General features: G+C 46.5%; 15 protein-coding genes, 1 rRNA gene and 1 other RNA gene. All 17 read left to right on the top strand.

What is annotated here, in order from left to right:
* Positions 1-12: 12 nt before the first annotated feature.
* The gene (gene rpoE, locus ABRS97_RS08585; RefSeq protein WP_367812918.1) at positions 13-576 is read left to right on the top strand and encodes a DNA-directed RNA polymerase subunit delta; all 564 of its coding nucleotides are present in this window, start codon (positions 13-15) and stop codon (positions 574-576) included.
* A gap of 557 nt (positions 577-1,133) precedes the next feature.
* Complete coding sequence (locus tag ABRS97_RS08580) at positions 1,134-2,729, top strand: CTP synthase (RefSeq protein WP_367812916.1); 1,596 nt, start codon at positions 1,134-1,136, stop codon at positions 2,727-2,729.
* A gap of 164 nt (positions 2,730-2,893) precedes the next feature.
* A complete protein-coding gene (locus tag ABRS97_RS08575) occupies positions 2,894-3,286 on the top strand; it encodes a response regulator (protein ID WP_367812914.1) in 393 nt (130 codons plus the stop codon).
* Positions 3,287-3,414: 128 nt separating this feature from the next.
* Positions 3,415-4,269, top strand: a complete 855-nt coding sequence (gene fba / locus ABRS97_RS08570; protein ID WP_367812913.1) for a class II fructose-1,6-bisphosphate aldolase — start codon at positions 3,415-3,417, stop codon at positions 4,267-4,269.
* A gap of 170 nt (positions 4,270-4,439) precedes the next feature.
* On the top strand, positions 4,440-5,699 hold the full coding sequence (locus ABRS97_RS08565) for a UDP-N-acetylglucosamine 1-carboxyvinyltransferase (RefSeq protein WP_367813602.1): 1,260 nt from the start codon (positions 4,440-4,442) through the stop codon (positions 5,697-5,699).
* Between the two features lie 65 nt (positions 5,700-5,764).
* Complete coding sequence (gene rho, locus ABRS97_RS08560; RefSeq protein WP_367812911.1) at positions 5,765-7,072, top strand: transcription termination factor Rho; 1,308 nt, start codon at positions 5,765-5,767, stop codon at positions 7,070-7,072.
* A gap of 59 nt (positions 7,073-7,131) precedes the next feature.
* Positions 7,132-8,406: a radical SAM family protein gene (locus ABRS97_RS08555; protein ID WP_367812909.1), complete on the top strand. Its 1,275-nt coding sequence runs from the start codon at positions 7,132-7,134 to the stop codon at positions 8,404-8,406.
* Between the two features lie 120 nt (positions 8,407-8,526).
* Entirely contained in the window at positions 8,527-8,724 is a 198-nt protein-coding gene (gene rpmE / locus ABRS97_RS08550; protein ID WP_188175736.1) for a 50S ribosomal protein L31, read from the top strand.
* Positions 8,725-8,815: 91 nt separating this feature from the next.
* Positions 8,816-9,220, top strand: a complete 405-nt coding sequence (locus ABRS97_RS08545) for a hypothetical protein (RefSeq protein WP_367812907.1) — start codon at positions 8,816-8,818, stop codon at positions 9,218-9,220.
* 76 nt (positions 9,221-9,296) lie between these two features.
* Positions 9,297-9,560, top strand: an RNA gene (gene ffs, locus ABRS97_RS08540) — signal recognition particle sRNA large type.
* Between the two features lie 167 nt (positions 9,561-9,727).
* Positions 9,728-11,164: an ATP-binding protein gene (locus ABRS97_RS08530; protein ID WP_483312431.1), complete on the top strand. Its 1,437-nt coding sequence runs from the start codon at positions 9,728-9,730 to the stop codon at positions 11,162-11,164.
* A gap of 77 nt (positions 11,165-11,241) precedes the next feature.
* Positions 11,242-12,987 carry a DNA polymerase III subunit gamma/tau gene (gene dnaX / locus ABRS97_RS08525; protein ID WP_367812905.1) on the top strand — a complete coding sequence of 582 codons (1,746 nt, stop codon included), beginning with the start codon at positions 11,242-11,244 and terminating at the stop codon, positions 12,985-12,987.
* 20 nt (positions 12,988-13,007) lie between these two features.
* On the top strand, positions 13,008-13,319 hold the full coding sequence (locus ABRS97_RS08520) for a YbaB/EbfC family nucleoid-associated protein (protein WP_367812903.1): 312 nt from the start codon (positions 13,008-13,010) through the stop codon (positions 13,317-13,319).
* Between the two features lie 42 nt (positions 13,320-13,361).
* Complete coding sequence (recR, locus tag ABRS97_RS08515; RefSeq protein WP_367812902.1) at positions 13,362-13,958, top strand: recombination mediator RecR; 597 nt, start codon at positions 13,362-13,364, stop codon at positions 13,956-13,958.
* A 139-nt stretch (positions 13,959-14,097) separates the two neighbouring features.
* Complete coding sequence (locus ABRS97_RS08510) at positions 14,098-14,388, top strand: DUF2508 family protein (protein ID WP_367812901.1); 291 nt, start codon at positions 14,098-14,100, stop codon at positions 14,386-14,388.
* 2 nt (positions 14,389-14,390) lie between these two features.
* The gene (locus ABRS97_RS08505; protein WP_367812899.1) at positions 14,391-14,660 is read left to right on the top strand and encodes a pro-sigmaK processing inhibitor BofA family protein; all 270 of its coding nucleotides are present in this window, start codon (positions 14,391-14,393) and stop codon (positions 14,658-14,660) included.
* Positions 14,661-14,956: 296 nt separating this feature from the next.
* Positions 14,957-15,135: ribosomal RNA gene (locus ABRS97_RS08500) — 16S ribosomal RNA — on the top strand; the annotation flags it as partial.

Below are 15,135 nucleotides of genomic sequence, written 5' to 3'. Positions count from 1 at the left end.
GATGTGCCTTAGATGGCTAGCGAATATACACTTAAAATCAACGCAGAACAGGCGCGCGAAATGCCAATGGTTGATTTGGCTTTTGAATTGCTGAAGTCGGCGAATACGCCATTTTACTACCGTGACCTGATGGCAGAAATTGCAAAAATTAAAGGGCTCTCTGACGATCACGTCATGCAAGTAATTGCCCAATTATATACAGAAATCAACATTGATGGTCGGTTCGCTTGCGTAGGCTCTAACCTGTGGGGGCTTAAACGTTGGTACCCGGTTGAGAAGTCCGACGATGCTGTAGGTAACGCGAAGCGTCCTAGAATCATTAACGACGAAGATGATGATTTGGATGAGGACATCTACGCGGAGGAAGAAGAAGATACCTACGCGGAAGAAGAAGAGTACGATGCTTTCGGTACCGAAAATGAAGAAGAAGCCGAAGAGGATTCTGAATTCTTCGAGGACGAAGAGATCGAGGAAGAAGATCTCGGCGATTCCGGCATCGAAGAAACCGATGAGGAACTCGAAGAGGAAGAGGAAGAGGAAGAAGACTTCGACGATGAGGATGAAGACGACAAATAACTTGTCTTGACAGTCCATGTCCGTTCAGAGTAAACTATTGCATGGGCTTTAAAAGAATCTTAACAAATCGCGACAGCGTTCGAAAAGTGCCCCGTCACTACGGGTGTCACTTTTTTTGTTTTTTTGTAGGAGTTTCTTGATGGTTTTAACATGAAACCCTTTTTTTTGCAGACACTAAATAACAGTCATAACTTTGCGTACAAAGCCAGATGTCTGGCATTAACCTTAGCAAATACTTACAGAGGTTGTTTAAAAAGTTCACTTTGTCCACATCAGACGATCTTCTGATTGGCGAATAAACCTACATCTGAACGCGGTCGCTCCTCTTCGAGTGACTTCGATATAGGTTTATCTCATAACGAAGTCATTCAGGAAGCAACTCGGCATCGAATCTTGGACGAATCCAGGAAGTCCGGTACTCACGTAGCAAATCACTACGCTCCGTTCCTTCTTCTCCGGACATCGTCCAACCTTCTCGGTTCTGAAAGCGAACTTTTTAAACTCCTACTTAATAAAGTAAGTGTTTGCACACACTAAAATCTTAGGAGGCGTACATAGTGACAAAATATATTTTCGTTACGGGAGGCGTAGTTTCTTCCCTTGGCAAAGGAATTACGGCAGCTTCCTTAGGCAGACTGCTGAAGAACAGAGGTCTGAAAGTTACGATTCAAAAGTTTGATCCATACATTAACGTGGACCCAGGGACGATGAGTCCTTATCAACACGGAGAAGTATTCGTAACCGATGACGGCGCAGAGACGGATCTGGATTTAGGCCATTATGAACGTTTTATTGATATTAATCTCTCCAAAAGCTCCAACGTAACATCCGGGAAAGTATACTCTTCGGTTATTACCAAGGAGCGCAGAGGCGAGTACTTGGGTGGAACCGTTCAGGTGATCCCGCATATTACGAATGAGATTAAAGATCGCGTCCTGCGCGCAGGTCGTGAAGCGCAATCCGACGTTGTCATCACGGAGATCGGCGGTACCGTGGGTGATATCGAAAGTTTACCGTTCCTTGAAGCCATTCGCCAGATGAAAAATGACATCGGACGCGAGAATGTGATGTACATTCATGTTACGTTGATCCCCTATATTAAAGCTGCAGGCGAAGTGAAGACGAAGCCGACACAGCATAGTGTAAAAGAACTGCGCGGACTGGGCATCCAGCCTCATGTCATCGTTTGCCGTACCGAGCATTCCCTTACAGAGGAAATGAAGCGCAAGCTGGCGTTGTTCTGCGACATTGACCCGGCAGCTGTCATTGAATGTAAGGATGCAGAGACCTTATATGAAGTGCCTATGATGCTAAGAGAGCAAGGGCTTGACGATTATGTCGTCAATCATCTGAAACTCAAAACGAACGAACCTGACATGAGCGAATGGGAAAGTCTTGTGCGCAAGGTCAAATCCCTTACTAAGAAAACAGAGATCGCGATTGTCGGCAAATATGTCGCTCTTCATGACGCTTACCTCAGTATTGTGGAAGCGCTGGGTCATGCGGGAATTGACAATGAATCAGAGATTAACATTCGTTGGGTGAATGCTGAGGAACTGTATGATCATAACGTGGATGAGCTTCTCGGCGGTGTGCAAGGTATCCTTGTGCCTGGCGGATTCGGTGACCGTGGAATTGAAGGTAAAGTATCTGCCATTCGCTATGCGCGGGAGCAGAAGATTCCTTTCTTCGGCATTTGCCTTGGGATGCAGGTTGCCGTAATTGAGTATGCGCGTTCCGTTGTTGGGCTTGAGGGCGCGAATAGCTCCGAGATTAACCCGACGACCGCTTATCCGGTTATCGATTTGTTGCCGGAGCAGAAGGATATCGAGAATTTGGGCGGCACGATGCGCCTTGGTCTATATCCTTGCAAGCTCGTTCCCGGCTCGCTGGCTGCCGCTTCCTATAATGACGAGCTTGTCTATGAAAGACATCGCCACCGGTACGAGTTTAACAATGAATACCGCGAGTTGATTGAAAAGGCGGGCCTGCGTATCTCCGGCACATCGCCGGATGGCCGATTAGTGGAAATGATCGAAGTTCCAGACCATCCTTGGTTCCTGGCGGTTCAATTCCATCCGGAATTTACATCGCGTCCTAACCGACCGCAGCCGTTATTCCGTGAGTTTGTGAAAGCTTCCATGCAGCTCTAGCGCTAATTAATCGTCTGCTTATCAGGTTTCCTGAAAAATATCTTATTTGTAAAAGTTTTCAATAAAATAGGTTTCCGAGAAGGAAAACGAAGACGGATAGCGAATATCATACATTCACATAGAAGTAGGGAGTCGTTATTCGTTTTCGGGAGGGAACCGAGCTTATGAAAAAGAAAGTACTGATTGTCGATGATCAAAACGGAATTCGCGTATTGCTTATGGAAGTGTTCAGCAACGAAGGATACGATACCTATCAAGCATCGAACGGTAAGCTGGCTTTAGAGATTGTTAAGAACTCCTCGCCCGACATTGTTTTACTGGATATGAAGATTCCTGGTATGGATGGTCTGGATATTTTAAAACATGTTAAGCAAATTGACCCATCCATCAAAGTCATCATGATGACGGCCTACGGAGAGCTTGATATGATCAAAGAAGCGACGGACCTTGGAGCGATCATGCATTTCACGAAGCCTTTTGATATCGATGAACTGCGTATGGCCGTAAACAAGCAATTGAATAATGAATCAAGCAGTGGTTTTGCAGTGGGATCCTAATTTTAGGGTCTTTTTTGTTTGTATTTCGTATGGGCTTGGTTATCATTTGAAAATTTATGTGCTATAATACTCAGGTATGACAAAGAGCGGTTTACGCATCTACTACAGGTTCTAGGAGGAAGAGAAACATGGCATTGGTTTCAATGAATGAGTTTTTACCTAAAGCAAAAGCGAATAAATTTGCGGTGGGCCAGTTCAATATGAACAACCTCGAATTTGCTCAAGCGATTGTTGACGCAGCGATCGAACTTCAATCCCCATTCATCTATGGTGTTAGCGAAGGCGCACTGAAATATATGGGTATTGAGTATACGGTAGCTATTGCCGAGGCAGCAGCTAAAAAATCCGGTTTGCCGATTGCTCTGCACTTGGATCATGGCAGTTCTTTTGAAGTGGCTATGAAATGTATCCGTGCAGGATTCAGCTCCGTAATGTTTGATGGTTCCCACTACTCTTTCGAAGAAAACATTCGCTTGACTAAAGAAGTTGTTAAAGCTGCTCGTGCAATGGGCGTATCCGTTGAGGGTGAGCTTGGAACAATCGGCGGCGTTGAGGATGACATCAGCGTTGACGAAGAGCATGCAAACCTTGCGAAACCAGAAGAAGCAATCCGTTTCTATGAAGAAACAGGCGTTGACTGCTTGGCGATCGCTGTAGGTACAGCACACGGTATGTACGCTGGCGAGCCAAACATTCATTTCGATATTATCGAAGCAGTTTCCAAAGCGATTCCAGTTCCTGTTGTATTGCACGGCGGATCCGGCGTGCCAGACGAAATGATTCGTAAATCCATCGCAGCTGGCGTTGGTAAAATCAACGTGAACACAGAGAACCAAGTAGCCCTCACAGAAACAATTCGTGAAGTGCTGAACAAAGATGCGAAAGTATACGATCCTCGCAAGTATCTTATCCCAGGTCGCAAAGCCATGTTAGACGTAGTAAAATCCAAAATTCAATTGTTCGGAAGCAGCAATCAAGCTTAATTCCAATTGTATAGATATTGTGGGAAATGCATGCATACTCAAACGGACGACGAACGACTATTGTCGTCCGTTTGAGTCATGTTATTGCGTTTCCCTCTTCTGTTTTTTTCAAGGGACAGTTCTGTCCTATTTCACAGACAGCAGGCACCTGATGTAGGGGGAGAATCATGTTGGAGAAATTGATGGTGGTCGGAGGCCGTCCACTACGGGGAACGATTCAAATTAGCGGAGCTAAGAACAGCGCGATCGCGTTGATTCCGGCTGCGATTCTTGCGGAAACGTCGGTGACATTGGATAATCTGCCGCATCTTAGCGATGTGGCTACATATACAGAAATTTTAACGGATTTAGGCGCAATGATTGATTGGAACGAGGATCGGATGACGATTGATCCGAGTGCAATGAAATCTCTGCCAATGCCTAACGGCAAGGTGAAGAAGCTGAGAGCATCCTATTATTTGATGGGGGCGCTGCTTGGTAGATTCGGAGAGGCGACAATTGGGCTGCCCGGCGGTTGCAATTTTGAACCTCGTCCGATAGATCTGCATATTAAAGGCTTTGAGGCTTTAGGCGCCGAAGTCAGCAATGAAAATGGCGCATTACGAATTCGCGCCAAGGAATTGCGCGGGGCGAAGATATATCTGGACATGGCGAGTGTAGGCGCCACGATTAATATTATGCTTGCGGCATCTCGTGCCAAAGGCTCTACCTTAATTGAAAATGCGGCCAAAGAGCCTGAAATTATAGATGTGGCTACCTTGTTAAACTCAATGGGAGCCAAGATTAAGGGTGCGGGGACGGAAACAATCCGCATCGAAGGCGTTACAGAAATGCATGGTTGCCGCCATTCGATCATCCCTGATCGCATTCAAGCGGGAACGTATATGATAGCCGCGGCGGCTACTCGCGGAGATGTGACGGTGGACAACGTCATCCCTAAGCATATGGAAGCTCTTACCGCTAAATTGCAGGAAATGGGAGTCCACATTTATGAAATGGATGAATCTATTCGTGTCGTAGGACAGCCTGAATATGAGAGTGTGGACGTAAAAGCACTCGTTTACCCTGGATTCGCAACGGATTTACAATCTCCAATGGCTACTTTGCTTACGCAGGCCCGCGGAGTCAGCATATTAACGGATCATGTCTACAGCAATCGATTCAAGCATATTCCTGAATTAGTGCGTATGGGAGCAAAGATGAAGGTTGAGGGTCGATCTGCGATCATCGAAGGTTCTCAGCTTAGCTCGGCCAAAGTAAGGGCAACTGACTTGCGCGCAGGCGCTGCGCTTGTAATTGCGGGCCTCAGTGTTCGCAGTGGCGGCATCACCGAAGTTTCCGGTGTGGAGTTCATTGATCGAGGCTACGAGAATTTAGTCTTTAATCTGTCTTCGCTGGGAGCAGAGGTTTGGCGTGAAAGCGAGGAATAAAGTTCCAAGAGTCAGGCAATGCTAGAATCCAATTGAAAATTTAATAGTTTGGTGGTTGAAAAGGAATGAGCATGCAACTTGCTGAGCTTGAAGTCCTCAAGCTTACCGATTTATATAAGCTGGCCAAAAAGCACCAGATTCCTTATTATGGGCAGCTTAAGAAAAAAGAACTTATTTTTGCTATTTTGCGAGCGCAAGCTGCTGAGAGCGGTCTGATGTTTATGCAAGGTGTCCTTGAAATTCTTCAGGAGGGCTTCGGTTTCTTACGACCGATTAACTACCTTCCGAGTTCAGAGGACATATATATTTCGGCATCTCAGATCCGGAAATTCGATTTGAGGTCCGGAGACATCGTGTCAGGCAAATGTCGGCCTCCAAAGGAAAATGAACGGTACTTTGGCCTTCTACAAGTAGAAGCGGTCAACGGCGAAAAGCCGGAAACGGCTGCGGAGCGTCTCCATTTCCCAGCGTTAACACCACTTTACCCGCAAATCCGAGTGACACTCGAAACGGCCCCTAACAAGCTTTCCACGCGTATTATGGATTTACTGGCACCAGTTGGCCTTGGCCAGCGCGGTTTGATCGTAGCCCCCCCAAAAGCAGGGAAAACGTTGCTTCTCAAAGAAATTGCCAACAGTATTTCCACCAATTACCCGGAAATTGAACTTTTTGTATTGCTAATTGACGAGCGGCCGGAGGAAGTTACCGATATGCAGCGCTCTGTCAAAGGGGAAGTGGTTGCCTCCACGTTTGACGAGCTTCCTGAGAATCACATCAAAGTGGCGGAACTTGTGCTTGAACGCGCTATGCGATTAGTTGAACATAAGAAAGATGTCGTCATCCTTCTCGATAGCATCACGCGGTTGGCTAGAGCCTATAACCTCGTTGTGCCGCCAACTGGCAGAACGCTGTCGGGTGGTATTGATCCTGGTGCTTTCCATCGGCCGAAACGGTTTTTCGGAGCGGCCCGCAACATTGAGGAAGGCGGCAGTCTGACCATTTTGGCTACAGCATTGGTAGAAACAGGATCGCGTATGGATGATGTGATTTATGAAGAATTTAAAGGTACAGGAAATCATGAAATCCATCTCGACCGTAAAATGGCGGAACGCCGTATTTTCCCGGCTATCGATATTCGCAGATCTGGAACGCGCCGTGAAGAAGCGCTGCTTGGCAAGGATGAGCTTGAGAAGATATGGGCGCTGCGCAAAGGTATGAACGACTCGCATGAATACACAGAGGCTTTCATCAAAAAATTGGGTGATACCAAAACCAATCAAGAGTTCTTGGACTCATTGGCTTCACCTTCCGCCGGTTCATCCGCAGGAAGCAGCAAAGCTAAAGAAAGCAAAGTCAAGAACTCCGCATCATAAGTTTAAAAGCATACGTTGTGAAGAAAGCTCTCTTACGAAAGCTCGAAGGAGTACCCGCTATGAATTTGGTTTATTCAGATCCACAAGGCAATGTATTCGACCATCCGGATTATTTGGCACTCGGTCGAAATGCAGAGATGATTACGGAGATTTTGGAAGAAGAGCTCATTCCGCTCCCGGAAGGGGCAACGCTGGTGAGTCTTCCATTTACCCGCCCGGTCGGCATAGATGCTGAGACGGGGGATATGAAGCTAGTTGAAGGAGATTACCACGCGGTGGGCGCTCTCCTGCCTCAAGGTTTCACACGACTGTTGCTTCCAGGTTACGTCAAATCGGACAAGACCAAAGTTCTTCCGTTGTTCGGCTATACAGCGGTTGTCTGGAAAGAAGACGGCTTTTATGTAGCCGCTCGCCAGAGCGATAATCCGTACTACTGGAATCCGGTTCACTGTGATCAGGGCGAACTGGAAGTTGAAGTCAATCGCCTAGTTGCGAAGTATCCGGAGAACAGATTGTACAAGCATCTTTCCAACTGCGCATTAGGGTATGAGTGCTTAACGGCCTCGAACACCTTCCTGCAACGCTGGGAAGGTGCGGTCCCCGTCTCGTATTCCTGCAACGCAGGCTGTTTCGGCTGCATTTCTGAACAACCGGACGACAGCGGCTTCCCAGCTCCCCAAACACGGATGAATTTCAAACCGGAGGTAGAGGAAATTGTGCAGATCATGCTCGAGCATTTGCGAACGCCCGAGAGCATCATCTCCTTCGGACAAGGCTGCGAAGGCGAGCCAAGCACACAAGCTGCGATTATCATCCCAGCGATGAAGCTGGTGCGCGAGCAAACGAAGATGGGCTACATCAACATCAACACCAATGCCGGCCTTACGGATCACATCCGCGGCATCGTCGATGCAGGGCTTGATCTGATGCGGGTCAGCACGATCAGTGCGTTGGACGACCACTATAATGCCTATTACAAGCCTAGAGCTTACACGCTCAAGAACGTGGAGAAGTCCCTGCGATATGCAACGGACAAAGGAGTTATCACCTCTATCAATTATCTCGTATTCCCAGGTGTCACAGACCGGGAAGAAGAAGTTGAAGCGATGATTGATTTTGTCCGCAGAACGGGATTAAAACTGATTCAAATGCGCAACTTAAACATTGATCCCGAGAGTTATCTCGGCATTATTCCCAAGGCGCAGGGTGAATTGCTCGGAATGAAGACAATGCTGGAAATTTTCGAAGAAGAATTGCCCGATGTGGTTATAGGCTCTTACACCCATACCCCTGAGTTTTATACGAGGGAAAGGTCGCTTTTGGCCAAGCTGTAACCACCGCTTTCCTTATGGATTGTTATTGCATGTGGACTTACCGGCATGATATAATGCTGACTGTATGTTAATTAACTCTGTTTCAGCAAATGATTCAGGGCAGAAAGAGGTGAACCTAACATGAAAGCAGCGATTCATCCTACTTATCATGTAACCACAGTGACTTGCGCATGTGGTAATGTGTTCGAGACTGGCTCCATCAAGCAAAATCTTCGCGTTGAGATTTGCTCGAACTGCCATCCGTTCTACACAGGTAAACAAAAGTTTATCGATGCAGGCGGTCGTGTCGACAAATTCAAAAAGAAATACGGCATCTAATTGGCATCAATTACTTGATCGTCAATCAGCATAAGACAACCTCCCTTGGTCATCCTAAGCTTAGGCTTAGAGTCCATAGGGAGGTGTTTTTGTGTTCACTGGCATAGGAAAGCTGGCGGCATCGGCCTTGCTGATGCTGGGACTTGTCGGTTGTGGCGCAAACAGCGGCAGCCGAGCTGGGCAAGATGGTTCATACAAGGCGCAGTCATATAAGAACGACGGTTACTTGGGGCTTACAAGTGTGAATCCTAACGACCCTTTAAATCCGACCTTTCATCATTATGATGATGACACCAACCTGATGAAGGCAGTTCTCGCTCAGCTTCCGGGGATTGATAAGGCGAGCATAACGTTCAATGGACCGGTAGCTCGTGTGAAAATAACACCAAAGAACGGTTTGACAGAAGCCCAAGTAGACGAGCTGCGCTCTCAGGCGCAAATGGCTTTAGATACAAACATGCCGCGCTATAATGTGAAAGTGAAAATCGTTCGGTAAGGGCAGGCATTCCATATTTTTCGGTAGGTTTTCCCTTCGGTTGCTATTTACTATCGAATCAGCTATACTTATTTTACCGTGCTAGACGGGGAGGTAGCGGTGCCCTGTAACTCGCAATCCGCTGTAGCGGGGTTGAATTCCTGTTAGAGGTACTGTGATGTGTGGTCTGGCTTTTACACGTGGTGTTGAGAGTCAGGTCCTTCGCAATGAATGCTTGTGAACCCGGTCAGGTCTGGAAGGAAGCAGCCGTAAGCAAGATGTTTCATGTGCCGAAGGGTTGCCTGACTTGAGCTAACGATAAGAGTACGCTCGTATCCCTTTATCAATAACAGGTGCACGGTTTTACTTTTTTGATGCATTCTCATACGAAAAACAACAAGACGCCAAGAAATTGGCGTTTTCTTTTTTGGTTGTGAAGGAAAAATTTGTATGAAAAGAGAAAGAATATAGCATTGTAATTTTTTGTAAACGCTTGCATAATCGATGATAGAGAAGGGGGCTGCTGAATTGTCAATGGATGACGCTCAACATTACATGATATCCATGGAAAAAGTTCGAAAACTGCTGAACCACAGTGTTCAAAGCTCTTTGCTCATTGTGGATGAAGAGGAAAAAGTGGTGCAGGCAACATACCAATTATTGAAATTCACAGGATTTTCAGCAGAAGAAATTACGAACATGCCCTTAAGCCAGTTGTTTAAAATAAGGGCGCCTCTGCGTGAGGTGTACGACGTTTATTTCGGTGATGAGTCAGGTCAGGCAGAATGGCCGCACGGGTACCTTGTAAACAAGAACGGTGAGTTAATCGGGTATCAATTTTCGATAATTAAACTTGTGCACAACGAAAAGCTCATGTTCGTGATGTTCTTGAGGAATCAGACGGAGGGCGCTCAGTTGAATTTACTTCAGCGGTTTTCCGATGCCTTTTTGAAGGATGTTAATTTGGGCGTCTTGTTAATCAGCATGAACTTCACTCTAGTTGATATCAGCGATATGGCTTGCCGTATTCTTGGCATGGATCGCGAGAACATTTTGAATATGTCTTTGGATGACGTGTTCGCCACAGTCCCTCCGGAGCATCGCTTGGTGGAGCGTACGATTTTGAATGGCATGGTAGTTCGCAATCACGCGGTTTCTTGGACGAATAATCATGAGCGCTACGAGCTTCTGCTTGATTCTAGTGTGCTCAAAGATAATCAAGGGAATATGGTGGGGGCATATATTATTTTCAAAGATGTAACCAATATGCGCTCCCTGGAGGAAATGGTTCAAAGAAGCGATCGTCTTGCGATGATCGGGCAAATAGCCGCGGGGACCGCGCATGAGATCCGGAATCCGCTGACTTCGATCAAAGGGTTCCTTCAGGTGCTTCGCCGCACGCTCGACGTGCAGGGGATGAGCAAGGAGAAAAGCTACACCGAGGTTATGCTGTCTGAGATCGATCGGATTAACGAGCTAGTGAATGAGTTTCTGCTGCTAAGCAAGCCGAAGCATGTTTCCTATGAGCGCATTGACGTTGCTGAGGTGTTGCGCGGCATTTTACCCATTATTAATAACGAAGCCATTCTCTATGATGTTCATTTGCAGTATGAGGCCTCCTATCATCTTCCGGAAGTTATTGCGGACCAGGAACTGTTGAAGCAGGTGTTTTTGAATGTGTGCAAAAATGGCATCGAAGCCATGTCGGATGGAGGGATATTGACGATCACAGAGAAAGTAGACACGGCCGAACGCAATGTCTGTATCGACATTCATGACACGGGTACGGGGATTCCTATGTTTGTCATTGATAAAATTTTTGATCCGTTTTTCACGACCAAAGATACAGGGACCGGATTGGGGCTCTCTGTGTGCCAACGGATCATCCATGATATGGGCGGAAGCATTCGCGTTTCATCCAAAGGTTACGGGACAACATTCACGATCAGCATCCCGTATGCCTGATCCTCTATTTCATCCCTGAAATGGTTATAGTATAATAAGTTCAATAGTTCTATGCAGGATTATTGGAGAGGAACTTTATGGCACATATTGCTCTATACCGAACTTGGAGATCCCAGACGTTTCGTGAAGTCGTAGGACAGAAGCATATTACGCAGACGCTGCAAAATTCCCTGAGAGAAAATCGCCTAACACACGCTTACTTGTTCAATGGACCACGTGGAACCGGTAAAACGAGTACAGCCAAAATATTAGCTAAAGCAGTCAACTGTGAAAAAGGGCCTGCTGAGGAACCGTGCAACGAATGCTCTGCCTGTCAGCGAATTACGGAAGGAGCCGTCATGGATGTCGTTGAAATCGATGCAGCCTCTAATCGTGGCGTTGAAGAGATTCGTGACATCCGCGACAAAGTCAAATATGCACCGACCGAAGTGCGTCAGAAGGTATACATCATCGATGAAGTGCATATGCTCACGACCGAGGCTTTTAATGCCTTGTTGAAAACATTGGAGGAGCCTCCGGCTCATGTCATGTTTATACTTGCGACCACGGAACCGCATAAAATCCCGGCGACCATTATTTCACGCTGTCAACGTTTTGATTTCAGGCGGGTTTCTATGGATGAGCAGGTTCAGCGCTTGCAATACGTATGTGATCAGGAGCATATCGCTATTAGCGAAGAAGCGATCCATTATATAGCACGGCTATCCGATGGAGGGATGCGGGATGCACTTAGCTTGCTTGATCAGGCTGCATCTTTCGCTACGGGTGAAGTGCAGCTCTCAGACATTTTATCCATCACTGGCGGTGTGGCCTCAGATCAATTTAAGAAGCTGGTGCTTGCCATCAAAGATAAGGATCTTGGCGCTGCGCTAGAACTGGTTGACACGTTTATGCAAGAGGGCAAAAGCGCGGATAAATGCATCGAGAACCTTATCGATTATTTCCGGGATTTGCTCATGGTTCGTATGGTGCCCAATTCACCGGTAATTACAGAACGTGTTTTTGATATGGGAGAACTGCGAGAAGTTGCGAACCGCTTCACTCCAGCTGAAATGATGGCCAACATCGAAACGTTGAATCATTATCAAAGTGAAATGAAGTATTCGGTACAACCCCAGACGCTGTTGGAGATTTCAATTATGAAAATTTCCGGTGGCCACAATGAAGCTTTAAGCGGCTCTCTGAATGCCGTGAGTGCCGCTAGTACAGGCGGATTGCCGCAGGGTGATGTCCTGGCACAAATGACCAAAAAGCTGCAACAACTTGAAGAACAGATAGCAGGACTGGTAAAATCGGGGATAACGGCTTCGCCAGACGCACTTGCCAAATCGTCGCAACCGCAGAGACCTACGCTGGCGCCTGTTCCAACGAAAAAATCCGGACTCAAGCTGGACGGTTATCTAAAAGCAGTTGATTCGCCTGAGACGAAGGCAGCGCTGATGAAGTGGAGCCAAGTGCTTGGCCAGGTCAAAGAAAAGAAAATTACAGTTCATGCATGGTTTGTTAACGGCGATCTCGTTTCTACGTTAGAGGATGCGGTTCTAGTCGCGTTCAAAAATGAAATGCACCGTAACACCACAGAAAAACCTGAAAACAAGCTACTCATTGAGCAGGTCTTGACCTCCGTGCTTGGGAAGCCGTATCGCTTGCTCACCATCATGCGCAAGGAATGGGATGATGCTCAGAATGAGGCTGCAGCCTCACCTCCAGAGATTATGGAGCTTGAGGCAGAGGACGGTACTGGTACCGTCGCCAAAGAAGAATGGATTTCTGAAGCTATTCAGCTGTTTGGTGAAGATTTAGTCACCATAAAAGAAGATTAATAACGAGGGAGCTACCTACAATGAATAACATGAACCAAATGATGAAACAAGTGAAAAAAATGCAAGAACAAATGATGAAAGCGCAAGAAGAACTAGGAACGAAGTCAATTGAAGGAACAGCTGGCGGTGGCGTCGTTACTGTCATCGTGAACGGTCATAAGAAAGTGCAAAGCATTACGATTAAACCGGAAGCTGTAGATCCAGATGACGTGGAAATGCTGCAAGACCTCGTGCTTACTGCTGTTAATGACGCGATGACCAAAGCGGAAGAACTAGCGAACAAAGATATGGGCAAATTTACTGGCGGTATGAACATCCCAGGATTATTCTAGGGCAGCCAGAGCAAGATTCTGTTTGATGAAGGAGAACTTCCGTTGTATTACCCCGAACCGATAGCCAAGTTAATCGATGCCTTCTCACGCTTGCCGGGGGTTGGTCCCAAAACGGCGGGTCGTCTAGCCTTTCACGTCCTTCGTATGAAGGAAGAGGATGTGACCGACTTCGCCAAGGCGCTAGTCAACGTGAAACGTAACCTTCACTATTGCTCAGTTTGCTGTAACATTACGGACATCGACCCCTGCCGCATCTGTCAAGATAAAAGCAGGGATGGTTCCGTCATCTGTGTCGTGCAAGAGCCCAAAGATTTGGTAGCATTGGAGCGAACCAAAGAATTTGAAGGCTACTATCACGTGCTGCATGGCGCAATTTCCCCGATGGAAGGGATAGGGCCTGATCAGATTCATATCGCAGAGCTTCTCAAACGACTAGGCGATGAGACCGTGCAAGAATTAATTCTTGCCACCAACCCGAATATCGAGGGAGAAGCGACAGCGATGTATCTGTCGAGATTAGTAAAGTCTTTTGGACTTCGTGTCACTCGCATCGCACATGGGCTGCCAGTCGGAGGCGATTTGGAATACGCGGATGAAGTTACGCTGACGAAAGCCATGGAAGGCCGTAGGGAATTATAAATCAACACGTTGTATGACCAGGGAGCTGAGAAGCTCTCTTTTTGCTGTTTAGAAAAGTGGAGCTAGAGTTCTAATCTTGTTCTGCCTTCAGTATTTATTAAGTAATAACTTATGAATGCTAGAATGGAGGAACGAGATCATGAAATCAATGCTGCAAGGAACCGGGAAGCCATGGAAAAGGAATCCATCAACAAAGCATGAACAGGAAGCAATTAAGAAGGACAAGCAGATGCTTATTCAAGAAATACGTACTGCTCATCAGAGCTGGGTAGCGGCACAGGCGCATTTCGAATTTGCTTTGGATAAAGATCAAGTGGATTATGCTATATATGCATTAGAGGCCGCGGAGAAACGATTTGAAATGTTAATTAAGCAGGCGAAAAAGCAGAAAATTAATTTGATAGACAATGATCGGTTAATGGAGGTGTGACCGTGTATCTCAAATATGTGATGTGGGGATTGCTGGCGCTCTCCTCTTTAATGCTTGTGATCATCTTGTTTAGAAATCGCCGTGCAGGCAGATGGTTGTCCGCAATTGGACTGAATATTGCTTTTGCTGCTTTCATTCTATATGTAATGAGCTTGCTTAGTGCTTACACGAATGTGGAATTGCCGATTAATACTGCAACATTAGCAACAGTAACTGTACTGGGGGTGCCTGGCGTCCTCATGCTCATATGTTTGAAATTAACGGTACTCTAGTGGGAGAAAAATACATTCGGATTTTGGGTTGACTCGCCTACGCTATCTGTGGTATCTTATAAAAGTTGCCGCTGAGAAGCAGGCGAAAGTAACTTGAGAAAAACAAGTTGCAAAAGAAATGTTAGCATGGTATATTGGTCTTCCGGCTTTCGAAAGAGGGCGGGAACATCAGTAGAAATTGTTCTTTGAAAACTGAACAACGAGTGAAGAAGCACGAACGAGCAATCGTTCAAAAATGAGATGCAAATCTCGCTAGCAAGTCAATTGAGCTATTGAGCTTTCAATAAAGGTTTACCTTTTTGGAGAGTTTGATCCTGGCTCAGGACGAACGCTGGCGGCGTGCCTAATACATGCAAGTCGAGCGGATTTGTCCTTCGGGACAAGTTAGCGGCGGACGGGTGAGTAACACGTAGGCAACCTGCCTGTAAGATCGGGATAACTATCGGAAACGATAGCTAAGACCGGATAACTGGTT

Source organism: Paenibacillus tabacirhizosphaerae (assembly GCF_040812395.1).
Taxonomy (GTDB): Bacteria; Bacillota; Bacilli; order Paenibacillales; family NBRC-103111; genus Paenibacillus_E.
This window is presented reverse-complemented; position numbering and strand designations above follow the sequence as displayed.

What these genes read in the sequence shown, in the direction of transcription:
- rpoE (WP_367812918.1), top strand. Translation starts at nt 13, where the DNA reads ATGGCTAGCGAATATACACTTAAAATCAACGCAGAACAGGCGCGCGAA.
- ABRS97_RS08575 (WP_367812914.1), top strand. Translation starts at nt 2,894, where the DNA reads ATGAAAAAGAAAGTACTGATTGTCGATGATCAAAACGGAATTCGCGTA.
- fba (WP_367812913.1), top strand. Translation starts at nt 3,415, where the DNA reads ATGGCATTGGTTTCAATGAATGAGTTTTTACCTAAAGCAAAAGCGAAT.
- rho (WP_367812911.1), top strand. Translation starts at nt 5,765, where the DNA reads ATGAGCATGCAACTTGCTGAGCTTGAAGTCCTCAAGCTTACCGATTTA.
- ABRS97_RS08555 (WP_367812909.1), top strand. Translation starts at nt 7,132, where the DNA reads ATGAATTTGGTTTATTCAGATCCACAAGGCAATGTATTCGACCATCCG.
- rpmE (WP_188175736.1), top strand. Translation starts at nt 8,527, where the DNA reads ATGAAAGCAGCGATTCATCCTACTTATCATGTAACCACAGTGACTTGC.
- dnaX (WP_367812905.1), top strand. Translation starts at nt 11,242, where the DNA reads ATGGCACATATTGCTCTATACCGAACTTGGAGATCCCAGACGTTTCGT.
- ABRS97_RS08520 (WP_367812903.1), top strand. Translation starts at nt 13,008, where the DNA reads ATGAATAACATGAACCAAATGATGAAACAAGTGAAAAAAATGCAAGAA.
- ABRS97_RS08510 (WP_367812901.1), top strand. Translation starts at nt 14,098, where the DNA reads ATGAAATCAATGCTGCAAGGAACCGGGAAGCCATGGAAAAGGAATCCA.